At 56.1% G+C, this 16,407-nt stretch carries 18 protein-coding genes and 1 riboswitch; of the genes, 6 read left to right on the top strand and 12 right to left on the bottom strand.

Going from position 1 to position 16,407, the window contains the following annotated elements; all coding sequences use genetic code 11:
• Positions 1-5: 5 nt before the first annotated feature.
• The 10 genes from EKN38_RS24845 to EKN38_RS24800 all read right to left on the bottom strand — a co-directional run bounded on the left by EKN38_RS24845 (position 6) and on the right by EKN38_RS24800 (position 8,754).
• Entirely contained in the window at positions 6-323 is a 318-nt protein-coding gene (locus EKN38_RS24845) for a PTS lactose/cellobiose transporter subunit IIA (RefSeq protein WP_014830239.1), read from the bottom strand.
• Between the two features lie 3 nt (positions 324-326).
• Positions 327-632 carry a PTS sugar transporter subunit IIB gene (locus tag EKN38_RS24840; RefSeq protein WP_014830240.1) on the bottom strand — a complete coding sequence of 102 codons (306 nt, stop codon included), beginning with the start codon at positions 630-632 and terminating at the stop codon, positions 327-329.
• 146 nt (positions 633-778) lie between these two features.
• The gene (locus EKN38_RS24835; RefSeq protein WP_014830241.1) at positions 779-2,320 is read right to left on the bottom strand and encodes a sensor domain-containing diguanylate cyclase; all 1,542 of its coding nucleotides are present in this window, start codon (positions 2,318-2,320) and stop codon (positions 779-781) included.
• A gap of 329 nt (positions 2,321-2,649) precedes the next feature.
• A complete protein-coding gene (gene thiH, locus EKN38_RS24830; RefSeq protein ID WP_014830242.1) occupies positions 2,650-3,783 on the bottom strand; it encodes a 2-iminoacetate synthase ThiH in 1,134 nt (377 codons plus the stop codon).
• Positions 3,780-4,550, bottom strand: a complete 771-nt coding sequence (thiG, locus tag EKN38_RS24825; RefSeq protein ID WP_014830243.1) for a thiazole synthase — start codon at positions 4,548-4,550, stop codon at positions 3,780-3,782. The genes thiH and thiG overlap by 4 nt, the downstream gene beginning before the upstream one ends.
• A gap of 1 nt (position 4,551) precedes the next feature.
• The gene (thiS, locus tag EKN38_RS24820; protein ID WP_014830244.1) at positions 4,552-4,752 is read right to left on the bottom strand and encodes a sulfur carrier protein ThiS; all 201 of its coding nucleotides are present in this window, start codon (positions 4,750-4,752) and stop codon (positions 4,552-4,554) included.
• Positions 4,736-5,491, bottom strand: coding sequence for a thiazole biosynthesis adenylyltransferase ThiF (gene thiF / locus EKN38_RS24815; RefSeq protein ID WP_014830245.1), 756 nt, complete (start codon positions 5,489-5,491; stop codon positions 4,736-4,738). Before thiF ends, thiS begins: the two co-directional genes overlap by 17 nt.
• Positions 5,484-6,119 (bottom strand): thiamine phosphate synthase, encoded by a 636-nt coding sequence (thiE, locus tag EKN38_RS24810; protein WP_014830246.1) that lies wholly within the window; start codon positions 6,117-6,119, stop codon positions 5,484-5,486. Before thiE ends, thiF begins: the two co-directional genes overlap by 8 nt.
• The gene (gene thiC / locus EKN38_RS24805; protein ID WP_014830247.1) at positions 6,119-8,014 is read right to left on the bottom strand and encodes a phosphomethylpyrimidine synthase ThiC; all 1,896 of its coding nucleotides are present in this window, start codon (positions 8,012-8,014) and stop codon (positions 6,119-6,121) included. Before thiC ends, thiE begins: the two co-directional genes overlap by 1 nt.
• A gap of 78 nt (positions 8,015-8,092) precedes the next feature.
• A riboswitch (TPP riboswitch) is annotated at positions 8,093-8,202 on the bottom strand.
• A gap of 54 nt (positions 8,203-8,256) precedes the next feature.
• Positions 8,257-8,754: an Rsd/AlgQ family anti-sigma factor gene (locus EKN38_RS24800; RefSeq protein ID WP_014830248.1), complete on the bottom strand. Its 498-nt coding sequence runs from the start codon at positions 8,752-8,754 to the stop codon at positions 8,257-8,259.
• Positions 8,755-8,849: 95 nt separating this feature from the next.
• Between EKN38_RS24800 and nudC the strand changes: the two genes are divergently transcribed.
• From nudC to EKN38_RS24770, 6 genes are all read left to right on the top strand, one after another.
• On the top strand, positions 8,850-9,623 hold the full coding sequence (nudC, locus tag EKN38_RS24795; protein WP_014830249.1) for an NAD(+) diphosphatase: 774 nt from the start codon (positions 8,850-8,852) through the stop codon (positions 9,621-9,623).
• Between the two features lie 40 nt (positions 9,624-9,663).
• Positions 9,664-10,728, top strand: a complete 1,065-nt coding sequence (gene hemE, locus EKN38_RS24790; RefSeq protein WP_014830250.1) for a uroporphyrinogen decarboxylase — start codon at positions 9,664-9,666, stop codon at positions 10,726-10,728.
• 9 nt (positions 10,729-10,737) lie between these two features.
• Positions 10,738-11,409, top strand: a complete 672-nt coding sequence (nfi, locus tag EKN38_RS24785; RefSeq protein WP_014830251.1) for a deoxyribonuclease V — start codon at positions 10,738-10,740, stop codon at positions 11,407-11,409.
• Between the two features lie 41 nt (positions 11,410-11,450).
• The gene (locus EKN38_RS24780) at positions 11,451-12,041 is read left to right on the top strand and encodes a YjaG family protein (protein ID WP_013095017.1); all 591 of its coding nucleotides are present in this window, start codon (positions 11,451-11,453) and stop codon (positions 12,039-12,041) included.
• A gap of 186 nt (positions 12,042-12,227) precedes the next feature.
• Positions 12,228-12,500, top strand: a complete 273-nt coding sequence (hupA, locus tag EKN38_RS24775) for a nucleoid-associated protein HU-alpha (RefSeq protein ID WP_002445246.1) — start codon at positions 12,228-12,230, stop codon at positions 12,498-12,500.
• A gap of 11 nt (positions 12,501-12,511) precedes the next feature.
• Positions 12,512-13,204: a DUF1481 domain-containing protein gene (locus EKN38_RS24770; protein ID WP_014830252.1), complete on the top strand. Its 693-nt coding sequence runs from the start codon at positions 12,512-12,514 to the stop codon at positions 13,202-13,204.
• Between the two features lie 46 nt (positions 13,205-13,250).
• Here EKN38_RS24770 and purD read toward each other — a convergent pair whose 3' ends face one another.
• Entirely contained in the window at positions 13,251-14,543 is a 1,293-nt protein-coding gene (purD, locus tag EKN38_RS24765) for a phosphoribosylamine--glycine ligase (protein ID WP_014830253.1), read from the bottom strand.
• 15 nt (positions 14,544-14,558) lie between these two features.
• Positions 14,559-16,148 (bottom strand): bifunctional phosphoribosylaminoimidazolecarboxamide formyltransferase/IMP cyclohydrolase, encoded by a 1,590-nt coding sequence (purH, locus tag EKN38_RS24760; protein ID WP_014830254.1) that lies wholly within the window; start codon positions 16,146-16,148, stop codon positions 14,559-14,561.
• Positions 16,149-16,407: the final 259 nt, after the last annotated feature.

Raw genomic sequence — 16,407 nt, 5'->3', positions numbered from 1 at the left:
AGCTTTTAATTTAGCAACGGGATGCGTCGATAAAGCTCAATCATATCGCCCGCCAGATCCTGGATGACCATCGCGTTCATCAGGTGATCCTGAGAGTGGACGGTAATCAGATTAACCGGAAGCTTCCCGGAACCTTCATCAAGACCAATAAGCTGTGTCTGGATCGTGTGCGCATGTTTCACATATTCGCGCGATTCTTCCATCGCTTTTTCGGCTTCGTCAAAATCACCCTTGCGAGCCATCTGCAACGCCGTCAGGGCAGCACTGCGCGCCGCACCCGCGTTGACCAGCAGTTCCATGATCGTTGTTTCTAAATCTTCCACGGGTCACTCCAGCAGTTTGAGCGCTTTTTCCAGTACGGCATCACCTTTCATCATGCCGTAATCCATCATGTCGATCACCGCGACCTTTTTTCCCAGCGAGTCGGCCTGGGCCTGAAGTTTCGCCTGCTCGTATTTAACCTGTGGCCCCAGTAATACGATGTCGGCCGTCGCGATGTTATCTTTAAACTCCGCGACCGGAACGGCTTTAATGGTTACTTCAACCCCTTTTTTCTGCGCGGCGTCTTTCATACGTTGAACCAGCATGCTGGTTGACATTCCCGCTGCACAGCATAAAACGATGTTCTTCATAGTCAGCCTCGATCTACATGTGTTTATTGATAATTATCCCGTGCAGACCGCTTCAACAACCGCTTTACCGCGATTGTGTGTCTGGCATCACAAAGAAATCGGCATTTTTCTGAAACCGGTTACAATTTTGCGTCGAGCAGAGAAAATCAGCCGACGGACGTTCGAATAATGCGGTTTTTTCCCTGCTGTTTCGCGCTGTAGAGTGCGTTATCTACACTCCCTACAAGCTGCTCCAGCGGTTCGAAATGCCATTCTCCCAGACCGGCGCTGAACGTAACCCGCAGGTTTTCTTCCCGCCAGACGCGTCTTTCAACGGCGGTACGCCACGCGTCCAGTAACGAGAATGCGGCAGCGATCTGCTCGGCCTGGAAAATCACCGCGAACTCTTCTCCACCGTAGCGGTAAACCGAGACGTTATGCGGCTGCATTATCTGGATCCCTTCACGCGCCACGTTACGCAGGACGATATCACCGCTCAGGTGACCCCAGGTGTCGTTAATCGATTTGAAGTTGTCGATATCAATCAGCGCCAGGGCGAAAGGCTGGTGGGCACTCAGTAACTCATTCACATCGCTATCAAACGCCCGGCGGTTTTTGCAGCCGGTGAGTGCATCGTGAGTTGCCTGGCGCACATAGGCCATCTCACGTTCTTTATTGGACTGGATGGTATGGCTAAGCATCGCTTCCAGACGCGGTGCCTGGCTGACGTCGCCGGTTTTGATGGCGTTGATAATCGTCATCAGCACGGTACGTGACGCATGACGCAGGTACAGACCGAAGAGGATGATAATGATGGCCGCCAGCGCAAAGCCCCAGCCGACGATGGTCGTTTCATGGCGGGTGATATCGGTGAGGGTCGCGCCCGATACCCGGTAGATGACAAACCAGTCCGGGTTAGTGAAGGAGTAGTAGTAATACCAGGCTTTGGTTTTCTTATCATACAGATGGCCTTCGCCGCTGGTCATTTTGTCCATCAGCGCTTCGCTCACATAGTGTTTGAAGAGCGCACCCGTGTCAGGGTGAAGCACCACAGCACCGTCGCGTTCGACGACAAAAAACTCCCCCTGCACAGGCGCCACCATTTGACGAAGGGTAAACCCCATGGAGGTCAAATCAAGATGAAAAGCGATTGTGCCCTTCAGCCTGCCTTCTGGCGAAATCAAGGGCTTGTACAGCGTCACAGTCGGGTGACCGGTGAAATAGTCCATGTAGGGACGGGTATAGTGACTGAAGATGCTGGCTTCCGCCTGGGCGATAAACCACGGACGCGTCCGGGGATCGAAAGTTTTGCTCTTTTCCGTGGGGAGCACCTCCGGCGCGCGCAGATAACGCCCCTCGGTGTCTGTCAGAGAGATGGAAGAAACGGTCGGCATCAGGTTCTGCAAATGCATCAACATCTGTAGTCCCTGCGTCGGATTGACGATCAGGGTCTCGTTCAGCGTGTCGTTACGCGAAAAATATATTGCCGAACGCCCAAGGATATAGTCGTTTTCACGCAGGATAGATTCGGTGTAGTTCACTGCAAGGTTGTGGGTAAAGTTACCATTAATTTTATGATAATCCTCAAGAAAATCCTTTTGTTGTGAAAGGGTAACCACGACCGCGATCAGCGCAAAACTGCACAGGATCCCTGCAAAGCTAACCATAATGGGTCGGGTAAAAGAGAGTTTTCTGCTGTGAAGTGCCATGAGTTGTACATCAATCCTGATGGTGAGTTTTTTCGTTTGCCGACATCCTCTCAGCATAGTCGCTGCCCTGCGGTTAGTTGTGAATTATACGGAACACGATTTCAGGCGAGATGATTTATCTTAAGAATCACTAAGAAAATACTCATTAAACTGGCCGGGGTCGTTTGTGCAAAGAATCAGAGGCAGGGCGAAACGAGGAAGAAGCTTTTCGCCCTGGACAGCTTCCGTTGCTGACGGTATGACAATAAAAAACCGGACGACAGCTGACAATCATCCGGTTGTGACTCTCCAGAGCGCCTCGACAATTTTTTACCGGCTTGCAGTTCGTTTCAACGTATTTGCGAGGCTCTTCCCAGCCAGCTGTCCCAGTCTTTCCATACCGGTTGTAATCCCTGAGCGGTCAGGGCGGCAGCGACCGCGTCCGGACGTCGTCCATCATGTGGCGCGAATTGTTCCAGCTCCGGATGGTCATCGGCATAGCCCCCTGGCTGCGTTTTTGAGAACGCACTGACGTTGTTAATCGCAAGCGGGATCACGCGATCGCGAAACGCAGGAGATTCACGCGTCGAGAGGGATAATTCAACCTCCGGGGCGAGCAGGCGAAACGCGCAGATGGCCTGGACCAACTGACGTTCGTCCATCACCGAAGCGGGTTCAACACCCCCAGTACACGGGCGTAATCGGGGGAAGGAGATGGAGTAACGGCTCTGCCAGTAGTGCTGCTGCAGCCATAGCAGGTGTTCCGCCACCATATAGCAATCCACTCGCCAGCTATCGGACAGCCCAATCAGCGCCCCCAGACCGATTTTGTCGATCCCCGCACGGCCCAGCCTGTCCGGGGTCTCCAGCCGGAAGAAGAAATCCTGTTTCTTTCCCTTCAGGTGATGCCGGGCATACGTCGCCTCGTGGTAGGTTTCCTGATAAACCATCACCCCGTCCAGCCCGAGGGCTTTAAGCTCCGCGTATTCCTCCTGCGACAGGGGCTGAACCTCCATCTGTAGCGACGCGAACTGCCGACGAATGGCCGGAAGGTGCTGTCGAAAATAGTCCATCCCGACTTTGCCCTGGTGTTCACCCGTGACCAGCAGGAGATGCTCAAAGCCCATCTCACGGATGGCGGCACACTCACGGGCGATTTCGCCCTCATCGAGCGTTTTCCGCTTAATGCGGTTGCTCATGGAGAAACCGCAGTAGGTGCAGTCATTGGCGCACAGGTTGGAGAGATAGAGCGGTACGTAAAAGCTCACCGTGTTGCCAAAACGCTGGCGGGTGAGCCTCTGAGCGCGCTGGGCCATCGGCTCAAGAAAGGTGCTCGCCGCCGGAGAGAGCAGGGCCATCATATCGTCGCGGGACAGATGACGGGCTTGTAAGGCGCGCTCCACATCAGCCTGCGTTTTACTGTTGATACGCAGGGCAATATCGTCCCAGTCAAGTTGCCGCCAGCGATCGGTAAAGGTGATCATGAGAGCGCCTCCAGAAAACCGGTCAGCGGGCTGGTGGCCTGTGCCTGAAAACTGCGCGTTCCCGGGCCGGACTCTCGTGCCAGCAAGCCGGCCTCCACCGCCATGCGGAACGCGCGCGCCATCATGATCGGGTCGTCGGCTACCGCAATGGCCGTATTCACCAGCACCGCATCGGCTCCCATCTCCAGCGCCTGTGCGGCATGGCTTGGCACGCCAATACCTGCATCCACCACCACCGGCACGGTGGCCTGTTCAATGATGATCTCCAGCATGGCGCGGGTCTCCAGGCCCTGATTAGAACCAATTGGGGCGCCCAGCGGCATGACGGCAGCGCAGCCGACCTCTTCCAGCCGTTTACACAGCACGGGATCGGCTCCGCAGTAGGGCAGAACGGTAAAGCCTTGCTGCACCAGTTTTTCCGCCGCTTTCAGCGTTTCGATGGGGTCGGGTAACAGCCAGCGCGCATCCGGGTGAATTTCCAGTTTCAGCCAGTGTGTGCCCAGCGCTTCACGGGCCAGCTGAGCCGCAAAAATCGCCTCTTCAGCCGTTTTCGCACCCGAAGTATTGGGCAGCAGGGTAACGCCAGCATCCAGCAACGGTGCCAGTATGGCGTCGCTGTGATGGCGCAGATCGACGCGCTTGAGCGCCAGCGTTACCAGCTGGCTGCCGCTTTCACGGATGGCATCCACCATCAGCTGCGGCGAGGCGAATTTTCCGGTTCCGGTAAACAGATGTGAATCAAAGATTTTATCAGCAATACGTAACATCTCAGCCCCCTGCGATTACCTGAAACAGCAGGATCTGGTCGCCTTCACTCACCTGCTGATGTTCCCACTGCTCACGCGGCAGGATCTGTTGATTAAGCGCCAGCGCCGTTCCCGGCCTGAGCTGGCGCAGCTTCCTGAGCAGCGCGGCAACGGTGAGGCCGTCATCGCATTTCATCGGCTCATCGTTAAACAGAATGCGCATTCTGACCTCCGCACACCGGGCAGTGGCTGGCGCGATGCAGCGCCAGATGACGCCAGCCGCTGGAGCGGGCATCAAACAGCCGCAGTGTATTACGCTCTGTTTCCATACCGCTGAGCAATTTGATGGCCTCCAGCGCCTGCAGAGTGCCCATCACGCCCACCACCGGACCAAGAATGCCTGCGGTGCGGCAGTTGCGCTCCGGCTCGGCATCATCCGGCCACAGGCAGCGATAACAGCCCTGCGCCCAGGGCGGGGTCAGTACCATCATCTGGCCGCCGAATCCTACCGCGCTGGCGGTGATAAGCGGCGTATTCTGTGCCACGCAGGCGGCGTTAATGGCCTGACGGGTCGCCATATTATCGGTGCAGTCCAGTACCACATCCGCAAGGGCAACTTCGCGCTGCAGGCTTTCGCCGCTGAGCCGCTCCTGGAGTGCAATAAGCGTAATATCCGGATTCAACGCATTCAGGCGTTTACGGGTAATGTGTGCTTTGGGCTGGTTGACGTCCTCAGTGGTGAAAAGGATCTGTCGCTGCAGGTTGCTGAGATGTACCTCGTCGTCGTCGGCCAGCACCAGCGTGCCCACGCCCGCCCCTGCAAGATAGAGCGCGGCAGGTGCACCCAATCCGCCCAGGCCAATAATCAGAACCCGGCTGGCGAGCAGCTTTTGCTGCCCGTCAATGGCGATATCCTCCAGCAGGATCTGGCGGCTATAGCGCATAAAATCACGATCATTCATCGCCTGCTCCTGCCAGCTGTAAGAGCTGTGCGGTGGCGGCCTGCCAGTCTGCCGCCTGGGTAATGGCGCTGACGACAGCGATACTGCCGACACCGGTATCCAGCACGGCAGGAGCGCGTTCCAGGCTTATCCCACCGATCGCGACGGTAGGGTAATCGGCAAGGCGTTTAACGTGCGCCGCCAGTTGCGTCAGCCCCTGTGGGGCAGAGGGCATCTGTTTAGTCTGCGTCGGAAAAACATGGCCAAGTGCGATGTACGAAGGGCGAGCCGCCAGCGCCACGTCGATCTCCATGTCGTCGTGTGTTGATACCCCCAGTCTTAATCCAGCGTCCCGGATTGCGCTCAGGTCCGTTGTTTCCAGGTCCTCCTGACCCAGATGCACGCCGTAAGCCTGGTGCTTAACGGCCAGTCGCCAGTAGTCGTTGATAAACAGGCGCGCGTCGTAACCACGTCCCAGCTCGATGGCGGCGACCACATCGGCCTCCACCTCGTCATCACGTTTATCCTTGATGCGCAGTTGGATTGTGCGAACGCCGCACGCCAGCAGGCGCTCGATCCACGCCACGCTGTCTACCACCGGATAGAGTCCTAAACGAAAGGGAACGCAGGGGAAATCAGGCTGATACATTACGCCTCCTCTTGTTTGAGGTAGATTTCGCCGCCCTTCGCGCGGAAGGTTTCTGACATGTCCGCCATACCCACTTCGATGGTTTGCGCGGCGGCGTAGTCACGGACTTCCTGGCTGATTTTCATCGAACAGAATTTTGGCCCACACATGGAGCAGAAGTGAGCCACTTTGCCCGACTCCTGCGGCAGGGTTTCATCGTGATACGCACGGGCGGTGAAAGGATCGAGCGCCAGGTTGAACTGGTCTTCCCAGCGGAATTCAAAGCGCGCCTTCGACATGGCGTTGTCGCGAATTTGCGCGCCAGGGTGGCCTTTGGCCAGGTCCGCGGCGTGGGCGGCGATTTTGTAGGTAATCAGCCCCTGCTTCACATCCTCTTTGTTAGGCAGACCGAGGTGCTCTTTCGGCGTCACATAGCAGAGCATGGCGCAGCCGAACCAGCCGATCATCGCCGCACCAATCCCGGAGGTGAAGTGGTCATAGCCTGGTGCGATATCCGTGGTCAACGGCCCCAGGGTATAGAACGGCGCCTCATGGCAGTGCTCCAGCTCTTCGGTCATGTTGCGGCGGATCATTTGCATCGGGACATGTCCCGGGCCTTCAATCATCACCTGTACGTCATACTCCCAGGCGATTTTGGTCAGCTCACCCAGGGTATGCAGTTCTGCAAACTGCGCTTCGTCGTTGGCATCACGAATGGAGCCCGGACGCAGGCCGTCACCCAGCGACAGGGAGACATCGTACGCGGCACAGATTTCGCAGATCTCGCGGAAGTGTTCGTAGAGGAAGTTTTCCTTATGGTGCGACAGGCACCATTTGGCCATGATAGAGCCGCCGCGCGAGACAATACCGGTCAGACGCTTCGCCGTCATCGGTACGTAGCGCAGCAGTACGCCCGCGTGGATGGTGAAGTAGTCTACGCCCTGTTCAGCCTGCTCCAGCAGCGTGTCGCGGAAGGCTTCCCAGGTGAGGTCTTCGGCAATACCGTTCACTTTCTCCAGTGCCTGATAAACGGGCACCGTTCCGATAGGCACCGGGCTATTGCGCAGGATCCACTCGCGGGTTTCGTGGATGTAACGCCCGGTGGAGAGATCCATCACCGTGTCCGCGCCCCAGCGCGTCGACCAGACCAGCTTTTCGACCTCTTCTTCGATGGAGGAGGTCACGGCTGAGTTGCCGATGTTGGCGTTGACCTTCACCAGGAAGTTGCGGCCGATGATCATCGGTTCAGATTCCGGGTGATTGATGTTGGCGGGAATAATCGCACGGCCAGCGGCCACTTCATCACGCACGAACTCCGGCGTAATGTTTTCTGGCAGACGTGCCCCGAATCCTTCCCCCGGGTGCTGGTGGCGCAACACTTCGCTGCGGATGCGCTCACGGCCCATATTTTCGCGAATGGCGATAAATTCCATCTCCGGCGTGACGATACCCTGGCGTGCGTAGTGCAGCTGGGTGACGCATTTGCCCGCTTTCGCCCGTTTCGGCGTCAGCAACCCGGTGAAGCGCAGTTCATCCAGACCGTCGTCCGCCAGGCGCGCTTTGGTGTAAGCCGAGCTGCGGTCAGACAGCTCTTCGCAGTCGTTACGCGCGTCAATCCACGGCTGGCGTAATTTCGCCAGACCCTGCTGAACGTTAATGGCAACCGCAGGATCGCCGTACGGACCAGAGGTGTCATACACCGGCACGGCTTCGTTATCTTCATACTGCGGGTGCGCTTTGCTGCCGCCGATAAGCGTCGGGCTAAGCTGGATTTCACGCATTGGCACACGGATATCCGCCTGTGAGCCGGTGATGTAAATGCGTTTTGAGTTCGGGAAAGCGGTACCTTCCAGGGTGTCGATGAAGTGTTGGGCTTGTGCGCGCTGTTCGCGGCGGGTCAGTTTTGTTGTAGACATAGCTCATTCCAAAAGTGAAGGACATGGCTTGTCAGACGACGGATGAAGCAAGAGAGGATCGCCCTGGGGCGATACAACAGCAGTGTGACTCTTGTTCCCTTCGCAGGTATTAGCCTGATCAGGTTCCGCGGATCCCGAATTAACGGTCTCAGCCCGTGCTTTCACACTGGGCACTCCGACAAGAAAAATCCCCCTCCAGAGAGGGGCGAATGGTTGTAAATTACTCGTTAACGATTAAGAACTCAAGCAGGGCGCGCAATGTTATCTTCGCTGCTGATGTTCAGGTTGTTATCCAGGGCGAGAGCGATCAGCTTATCTTCCAGCGTGAATCGCTCTTCCAGCGCTTCGCCAAGGTCGGAAAGCGCCTGCTGGAACTCAAGATAGTTATCGTGATCGATAGCGTTCTCAAGCGTGGAATCGTAGTAATCCATGATCTGCTGGGTGTTGGCTTCCAGCAGCGGATAGAGTTTGCTGGCGGTTAAATACGGCGTCGTCCCTTCCATTTCACGGATAATACGTTCATAAATATTGAAATGGCCATCGGACAGATAGTCGACCAGGCTCTGACAAAAATCATCCAGCGCTTTTTCATTCAACCGCATAAACGATTCTTTGCCAGGCTTAATACCGACCAGATTGTAATAAGCCACGAGTAGATGCTTGCGCACATGTAGCCAGCGATCCACCAGTTTGTTACTTCCTCTAACGCGCTCAGTCAGGCTTTCTAGCTGGTTTAACATGGTCGACTCCGCAAGGTTTAGAATGGGATCTGCTTATCCAAAATGTAACCACAATGCTAACAACATGTCAGTGAAGCGAAGGTAGTGCAATAGATATGGATCGTATTATTGAAAAATCAGATCTCGGTTGGTGGATCGTCAGTCACGAACAAAAATTATGGTTGCCTGCCGGTGAGATACCCTACGGTGCGGCAGATCGTTTCGATCTTGTAGGCCTGCCCGCGCTAAGGATCGGGGAATGGCAGGGAGAACCCGTGTGGTTGATCCAACAGCCACGCCGCAATGACATGGGATCGGTTCGTCAGGTGCTGGATCAGGATGTGGGCTTGTTCCAGCTGGCGGGCCGGGGCGTTCAACTGGCTGAGTTTTACCGTTCGCATAAGTACTGCGGCTACTGTGGTCACACCATGCACCCCAGTAAAACCGAGTGGGCAATGCTCTGCAGTCACTGCCGTGAGCGCTACTACCCGCAAATTGCGCCGTGCATTATCGTCGCTATCCGTCGTGACGATTCCATCCTGCTGGCGCAGCATACCCGCCATCGCAACGGCATTCATACCGTGCTGGCCGGCTTCGTCGAAGTGGGCGAAACGCTGGAACAGGCGGTGGCGCGTGAAGTGATGGAAGAGAGCGGTATTAAGGTTAAGAACCTGCGCTATGTCACCTCGCAGCCGTGGCCGTTCCCGCAGTCGCTGATGACGGCCTTTATGGCCGACTATGACAGCGGGGAGATTGTTATCGACCAGAAAGAGTTACTGGAAGCGAACTGGTATCGCTACGACGATTTACCGCTGCTGCCACCACCAGGCACCGTCGCTCGTCGGCTGATAGAAGATACCGTAGCAATGTGTCGGGCTGATGCTGAGTGACATGTTACACTGAGGCCATGACGCTTAAGGAACTGCAAAAATGACCGAACTGAAAAACGATCGTTATCTGCGTGCGCTGCTGCGCCAGCCCGTTGATGTCACCCCGGTGTGGATGATGCGCCAGGCGGGACGTTATCTGCCAGAGTACAAAGCCACGCGTGCGCAGGCGGGCGATTTTATGTCGCTGTGCAAAAATGCCGAGCTGGCGTGTGAAGTCACGCTCCAGCCGCTGCGCCGCTTCCCGCTGGATGCCGCCATTCTCTTTTCGGACATTCTGACCATTCCGGATGCGATGGGCCTTGGGCTCTATTTCGAAACCGGCGAAGGCCCGCGCTTCACCTCCCCAATCAAAAGCAAAGCCGACGTGGATAAGCTGCCGATCCCCGATCCGGAATGTGAACTGGGCTACGTGATGAACGCCGTGCGCACCATTCGTCGCGAACTGAAAGGCGAAGTCCCACTGATTGGCTTCTCCGGCAGTCCATGGACGCTGGCGACCTATATGGTTGAAGGCGGCAGCAGTAAAGCCTTTACCGTCATTAAAAAGATGATGTATGCCGAGCCGCTGGCCCTGCATGCGCTGCTCGACAAGCTGGCGAAAAGCGTCACCCTCTATCTGAACGCGCAGATCAAAGCGGGTGCGCAGTCGGTGATGATTTTCGATACCTGGGGCGGCGTGCTGACCGGGCGTGACTATCAGCAATTCTCTCTCTACTACATGCACAAAATCGTTGATGGCCTGCTGCGTGAACATGAAGGCCGCCGTGTGCCGGTCACGCTGTTCACCAAAGGCGGTGGTCAATGGCTGGAGGCGATGGCCGCCACTGGCTGTGACGCGCTGGGGCTCGACTGGACCACCGATATCGCCGACGCGCGCCGTCGTGTGGGTGACAAAGTGGCGCTGCAGGGCAATATGGACCCATCCATGCTCTACGCGCAGCCTGCCCGTATTGAAGAAGAGGTGGCTTCCATTCTGGCTGGCTTTGGCCAAGGGGAAGGGCACGTGTTTAACCTCGGGCACGGTATCCATCAGGACGTTCCGCCAGAGCACGCTGGCGCGTTTGTGGAGGCGGTGCACCGGCTTTCTGCGCAATATCACAAATAAGGAGTGGTTATGGATCTCGCGTCATTACGCGCTCAACAGATAGAACTGGCTTCATCCGTGATCCGCGAGGATCGTCTGGATAAGGATCCCCCGCAGTATATAGGCGGTGCGGATGTCGGATTTGAGCAGGGCGGTGAAGTGACGCGAGCGGCAATGGTGCTGCTGAAGTACCCCTCACTTGAGCTGGTGGAGTACAAAGTGGCGCGTATCGCCACCACCATGCCGTACATACCGGGTTTTCTCTCCTTTCGTGAATACCCCGCGCTGCTGGCAGCGTGGGAGCAACTCTCGCAAAAACCCGATCTGCTGTTTGTTGATGGACACGGTATCTCTCATCCACGTCGCTTAGGCGTTGCCAGCCACTTTGGCCTGCTGGTGGATGTGCCCACCATCGGCGTCGCCAAGAAACGCCTGTGCGGTGCGTTTGAGCCGCTCTCCGCTGAGCCGGGCGCGCTGGCGCCGCTTATCGATAAGGGTGAGCAGCTGGCGTGGGTCTGGCGCAGTAAAGCGCGCTGTAATCCGTTGTTTATCGCGACCGGGCATCGCGTGAGTATGGACAGCGCCCTGACATGGGTACAACGGTGTACGAAGGGTTACCGTTTACCTGAGCCCACCCGCTGGGCGGACGCCGTGGCCTCTGCCCGTCCGGCTTTTGTTCGTTGGCAGGAAATTCAGCGCTGATTCAGGTAAACTGCGGCTAATTTTCGATTCGAGACATCATCATGCTACAAAACCCGATTCACCTGCGCCTTGAGAAGCTGGAAAGCTGGCAGCACGTCACCTTTATGGCTTGCCTGTGCGAGCGCATGTATCCGAACTACGCCGCGTTCTGCAAGCAGACGGAGTTTGGTGATGGCCATATTTATCGCCGGATCCTGGACCTCATCTGGGAAACGCTGACGGTCAAAGACGCGAAGGTGAACTTCGACTCTCAGCTGGAAAAGCTCGAAGAGGCTATTCCGGTAGCGGATGATTTTGATCTCTACGGTGTCTATCCGGCGATCGATGCCTGCGTGGCGTTAAGCGAACTGATCCACTCTCGTCTGAGCGGTGAAACGCTGGAGCATGCCATCGAAGTCAGTAAGGCATCCATTACGACCGTGGCGATGCTGGAAATGACCCAGGCAGGACGCGAAATGACCGACGAAGAGCTGCGCGCTAACCCCGCGGTCGAACAAGAATGGGATATCCAGTGGGAAATTTTCCGCCTGCTGGCAGAGTGTGAAGAACGCGATATCGAGCTGATAAAAGGGCTGCGTGCGGACTTGCGTGAGGCGGGTGAGAGCAATATTGGTATAATTTTTAACCAGTGAGACAACAAAACGTGATTTAACGCCTGTTTTGTCACACCTCAACTCTTCCCTTCTGCCCCCCGTCTGGTCTACATTTGGGGGGCGAAAAAAAGTGGCTATCGGTGCGTGTATGCAGGAGAGTGCTATTTTGGCCTTTTCGTCGCACTCGATGCTTAGCAAGCGATAAACACATTGAAAGGATAACTTATGAACAAGACTCAACTGATTGATGTAATTGCGGACAAGGCTGATCTGTCTAAAGTGCAGGCTAAAGCTGCTCTGGAATCTACCCTGGCTGCTATTACTGAGTCTCTGAAAGAAGGCGATGCTGTACAACTGGTTGGTTTCGGTACCTTCAAAGTGAACCACCGCGCTGAGCGTACTGGCCGCAACCCGCAGACCGGTAAAGAAATCAAAATCGCCGCAGCTAACGTGCCGGCATTTGTTTCTGGTAAAGCACTGAAAGACGCTGTTAAGTAAGACGCGTGGCAGTGAACAGTTTTAGCGAAGGGGCGGTAACGCCCCTTTTGTCTGTCTGGCGTGGTCTGTTTGCGCTGGCGGGCGTGCTGCTGCTGTCAGCCTGTAGCCACGACACCTCTCTGCCACCGTTTACCGCCAGCGGCTACGCTGACAACCAGGGGGCGGTCAGGATCTGGCGTAAAGATTCCGGCGGTGAAGTGCATCTGCTTTCCGCTTTTAGCCCGTGGCATAACGGCAATACATCGACCGCAGAGTATCGCTGGCAGGGAGACGACCTGTCATTCATCGAACTCAATATCTACGGCAAAACCCCCGAACATGTAAAAGTGCGGTTTGATGACCACGGCGAGCTGAGCTTTATGCAGCGTGAAGTCAACGGTCAAAAACAGCAACTCTCCAGCGATCAGGTTGCCCTCTATCGTTATCGTGCCGGACAAATCCGCCAGACCAGCGACGCGTTGCGTCTGGGACGCGTGGTGCTGCGCCAGGGGCGCTGGCATACCGATGGTACGGTCACCACCTGCGAAGGACAGACAGTTAAACCTGAGCTTGAATCCTGGGCAACCGAACATATTCAGCGCCGTCAGCGTCATTCATCAATGGAAGTGAGTGTGGCATGGCTTGAAGCGCCGGAAGGCTCTCAGCTGTTGCTGGTCGCGAACGAAGATTTCTGCACCTGGCAGCCGACAGAAAAGAGTTTTTGACGTAAATCCCCTCTCCCTTGAGGGAGAGGGTTAGGGTGAGGGGGTGTTACTCCCCTTGCTCACGTGCAATCGCACGATAGCCAATATCCTGACGGCTAAAGCTGCCGTTCCAGCGAATATCCGCCATCAGCGCATAGGCGCGTTTCTGCGCGTCGGCAACGGTATTGCCCAGCGCGGTGGCGCACAGTACGCGGCCACCGTTAGTCAGTACGCGATCATCGTCAGACAGTTTCGTACCGGCGTGGAACACCTTCGCACCTTCAATTTCTTCCAGCGGCAGGCCGTGGATCTCATCCCCGGTGTTGTAGTGGCCAGGATAACCGCCCGCAGCAATCACCACGCCCAGAGACGCGCGTTCGTCCCACTCGGAGGTTTTCTCATCCAGCTTGCCGTCGCATGCGGCCAGGCAAAGATCCACCAGATCGGATTTCATGCGCAGCATGATTGGCTGTGTTTCTGGATCGCCGAAGCGGCAGTTAAATTCGATTACCTTCGGATTGCCCTGCTTGTCGATCATCAGGCCCGCATAGAGGAAACCGGTATAGGTGTTACCCTCGGCAGCCATTCCTTTTACGGTTGGCCAGATGATACGGTCCATGGTGCGCTGATGCACTTCATCAGTTACCACAGGTGCAGGGGAGTAAGCACCCATACCGCCGGTATTCGGCCCGGTATCCGCATTGCCTACGCGCTTATGGTCCTGGCTGGTGGCCATTGGCAGAACGTGTTCGCCATCGACCATCACGATAAAGCTCGCCTCTTCACCGTCGAGGAACTCTTCAATCACGATGCGGTGGCCCGCGTTGCCAAAGGCGTTGCCGGCCAGCATATCGTGAACCGCGGCTTCGGCTTCTTCGAGCGTCATCGCGACGATAACGCCTTTACCGGCAGCCAGACCGTCGGCTTTAATAACGATCGGCGCGCCTTTTTCACGGAGGTAAGCCAGGGCGGGCTCAACCTCGGTGAAGTTCTGGTATTCCGCCGTCGGGATGTGATGACGCGCGAGGAAATCTTTGGTGAAGGCTTTAGATCCTTCCAGCTGTGCGGCACCTTCCGTTGGGCCGAAGATTTTCAGACCCGCGGCACGGAACGCGTCAACAACGCCAATCACCAGCGGAGCTTCGGGGCCGACGATGGTGAGATCGATTTTCTCGTTCTGTGCAAAGCTCAGCAGCGCGGGAATATCCGTCACGCCGATGGCGACGTTCTGCAGAGCAGGTTCCAGTGCCGTACCCGCATTACCCGGCGCGACGAAGACGGTTTTCACCCGCGGCGACTGAGCTGCTTTCCACGCCAGCGCATGCTCGCGTCCGCCGTTACCAATCACTAATACTTTCATTTTCTGCTCCGTGGATTAATGGCGGAAGTGGCGCATGTCGGTGAAGATCATCGCGATGCTGTGTTCGTCGGCGGCGGCAATCACTTCGTCGTCGCGGATTGAGCCGCCAGGCTGGATCACGCAGGTGATGCCCACTGCTGCGGCAGCATCAATACCGTCGCGGAACGGGAAGAAGGCATCAGATGCCATGGCGGAGCCTTTCACTTCCAGACCTTCGTCACCGGCTTTAATCCCGGCAATTTTCGCGGAGTAAACGCGGCTCATCTGGCCTGCACCTATCCCGATGGTCATGTTCTCTTTGGCGTAGACAATGGCGTTGGATTTCACGAACTTCGCCACTTTCCAGCAGAACAGCGCGTCGCGCAGCTCCTGTTCTGTTGGCTGACGTTTGGTCACGACGCGCAGGTCTGCGGCTGTCACCATGCCTAAATCGCGATCCTGTACCAGCAGCCCACCATTTACACGTTTGAAATCAAGACCCGGCACGCGCTCTGCCCACTGGCCGCAAACCAGCACGCGTACGTTCTGTTTCGCAGCGGTGATTTTCAGGGCTTCTTCAGACGCAGATGGCGCGATGATCACTTCAACAAACTGACGAGAGATAATGGCCTGTGCGGTTTCGGCATCCAGTTCGCGGTTAAAGGCGATAATGCCGCCGAAAGCAGAAGTCGGGTCGGTTTTATAGGCGCGATCGTAAGCATCCAGAATGGATGTACTCACCGCTACGCCGCATGGGTTCGCATGCTTCACGATAACGCAGGCAGGCTCGCTGAACTCTTTCACACACTCCAGCGCAGCATCGGTATCGGCAATGTTGTTATAAGAGAGCGCTTTGCCCTGAACCTGCTGCGCGGTAGCGACAGAGGCTTCTTTTACCTCTTCTTCTATATAGAAGGCAGCCTGCTGGTGGCTGTTCTCGCCATAACGCATATCCTGCTTCTTGATGAAGTTCAGGTTCAGCGTGCGTGGGAAGCGGCCGGAAGGATCGTTGCTTTCACCGTGGTAAGCAGGCACCAGGCTACCGAAGTAGTTGGCGATCATGCTGTCGTACGCGGCGGTGTGTTCGAATGCTTTAATCGCGAGGTCGAAACGGGTGTCCAGAGTCAGTGACCCTTCGTTCGCATCCATCTCATTAATAATGGCGGAGTAGTCGCTGCTCTTCACCACAATGGCCACATCTTTATGGTTCTTGGCCGCGGAGCGCACCATCGTCGGTCCGCCGATATCAATATTCTCTACGGCGTCTTCCAGAGAGCAGCCTTCGCGCGCTACGGTTTGAGCGAACGGATAAAGGTTAACGACAACCATATCAATTGGCGCGATCTCATGTTGTTCCATAATCGCGTCGTCCTGACCGCGACGACCCAGAATACCGCCGTGGACTTTTGGGTGCAGGGTTTTGACGCGTCCATCCATCATTTCCGGGAAACCGGTGTAATCGGACACTTCGGTTACCGGCAGACCTTTATCTGCTAACAGGCGTGCGGTACCACCTGTGGACAGCAGTTCTACACCACGTGCAGAAAGTGCCTGAGCGAATTCGACGATACCGGCTTTATCAGAAACACTGAGCAGAGCGCGGCGGACTGGACGACGTTGTTGCATGGTAAATCCCCTGGATTTCACGATTACAGAGAGCGTTAGATGAATTTTCCAGCGAAAAACTCATCTAACACACCTGACGAGGCATCCTTGTTAAGCGCGAGCATTTTAACGAAAACGTTTGCGCAACGCTCGCGAATTTTCACTTTTTCGCATCGCTGTGGATAAGTCTGTGCGTAAAAGGGTATAAGGCGGGGTTTTGCTGGGGAATGCAGCAGTCAGTCATTTTTCTGTCATTTAGCGGTTGCGGCCTGCGGAGAAC

Origin of the sequence: Enterobacter sp. WCHEn045836, assembly GCF_003965585.1 — a bacterium.
Lineage (GTDB): Bacteria > Pseudomonadota > Gammaproteobacteria > Enterobacterales > Enterobacteriaceae > Enterobacter > Enterobacter dissolvens.
This window is presented reverse-complemented; position numbering and strand designations above follow the sequence as displayed.

Coding starts and splice junctions, on each gene's coding strand:
- EKN38_RS24840 (WP_014830240.1), bottom strand. CDS start 632: ATGAAGAACATCGTTTTATGCTGTGCAGCGGGAATGTCAACCAGCATG.
- EKN38_RS24835 (WP_014830241.1), bottom strand. CDS start 2,320: ATGGCACTTCACAGCAGAAAACTCTCTTTTACCCGACCCATTATGGTT.
- thiH (WP_014830242.1), bottom strand. CDS start 3,783: ATGATCACCTTTACCGATCGCTGGCGGCAACTTGACTGGGACGATATT.
- thiG (WP_014830243.1), bottom strand. CDS start 4,550: ATGTTACGTATTGCTGATAAAATCTTTGATTCACATCTGTTTACCGGA.
- thiS (WP_014830244.1), bottom strand. CDS start 4,752: ATGCGCATTCTGTTTAACGATGAGCCGATGAAATGCGATGACGGCCTC.
- thiF (WP_014830245.1), bottom strand. CDS start 5,491: ATGAATGATCGTGATTTTATGCGCTATAGCCGCCAGATCCTGCTGGAG.
- thiE (WP_014830246.1), bottom strand. CDS start 6,119: ATGTATCAGCCTGATTTCCCCTGCGTTCCCTTTCGTTTAGGACTCTAT.
- thiC (WP_014830247.1), bottom strand. CDS start 8,014: ATGTCTACAACAAAACTGACCCGCCGCGAACAGCGCGCACAAGCCCAA.
- EKN38_RS24800 (WP_014830248.1), bottom strand. CDS start 8,754: ATGTTAAACCAGCTAGAAAGCCTGACTGAGCGCGTTAGAGGAAGTAAC.
- nudC (WP_014830249.1), top strand. CDS start 8,850: ATGGATCGTATTATTGAAAAATCAGATCTCGGTTGGTGGATCGTCAGT.
- hemE (WP_014830250.1), top strand. CDS start 9,664: ATGACCGAACTGAAAAACGATCGTTATCTGCGTGCGCTGCTGCGCCAG.
- nfi (WP_014830251.1), top strand. CDS start 10,738: ATGGATCTCGCGTCATTACGCGCTCAACAGATAGAACTGGCTTCATCC.
- EKN38_RS24780 (WP_013095017.1), top strand. CDS start 11,451: ATGCTACAAAACCCGATTCACCTGCGCCTTGAGAAGCTGGAAAGCTGG.
- hupA (WP_002445246.1), top strand. CDS start 12,228: ATGAACAAGACTCAACTGATTGATGTAATTGCGGACAAGGCTGATCTG.
- purD (WP_014830253.1), bottom strand. CDS start 14,543: ATGAAAGTATTAGTGATTGGTAACGGCGGACGCGAGCATGCGCTGGCG.
- purH (WP_014830254.1), bottom strand. CDS start 16,148: ATGCAACAACGTCGTCCAGTCCGCCGCGCTCTGCTCAGTGTTTCTGAT.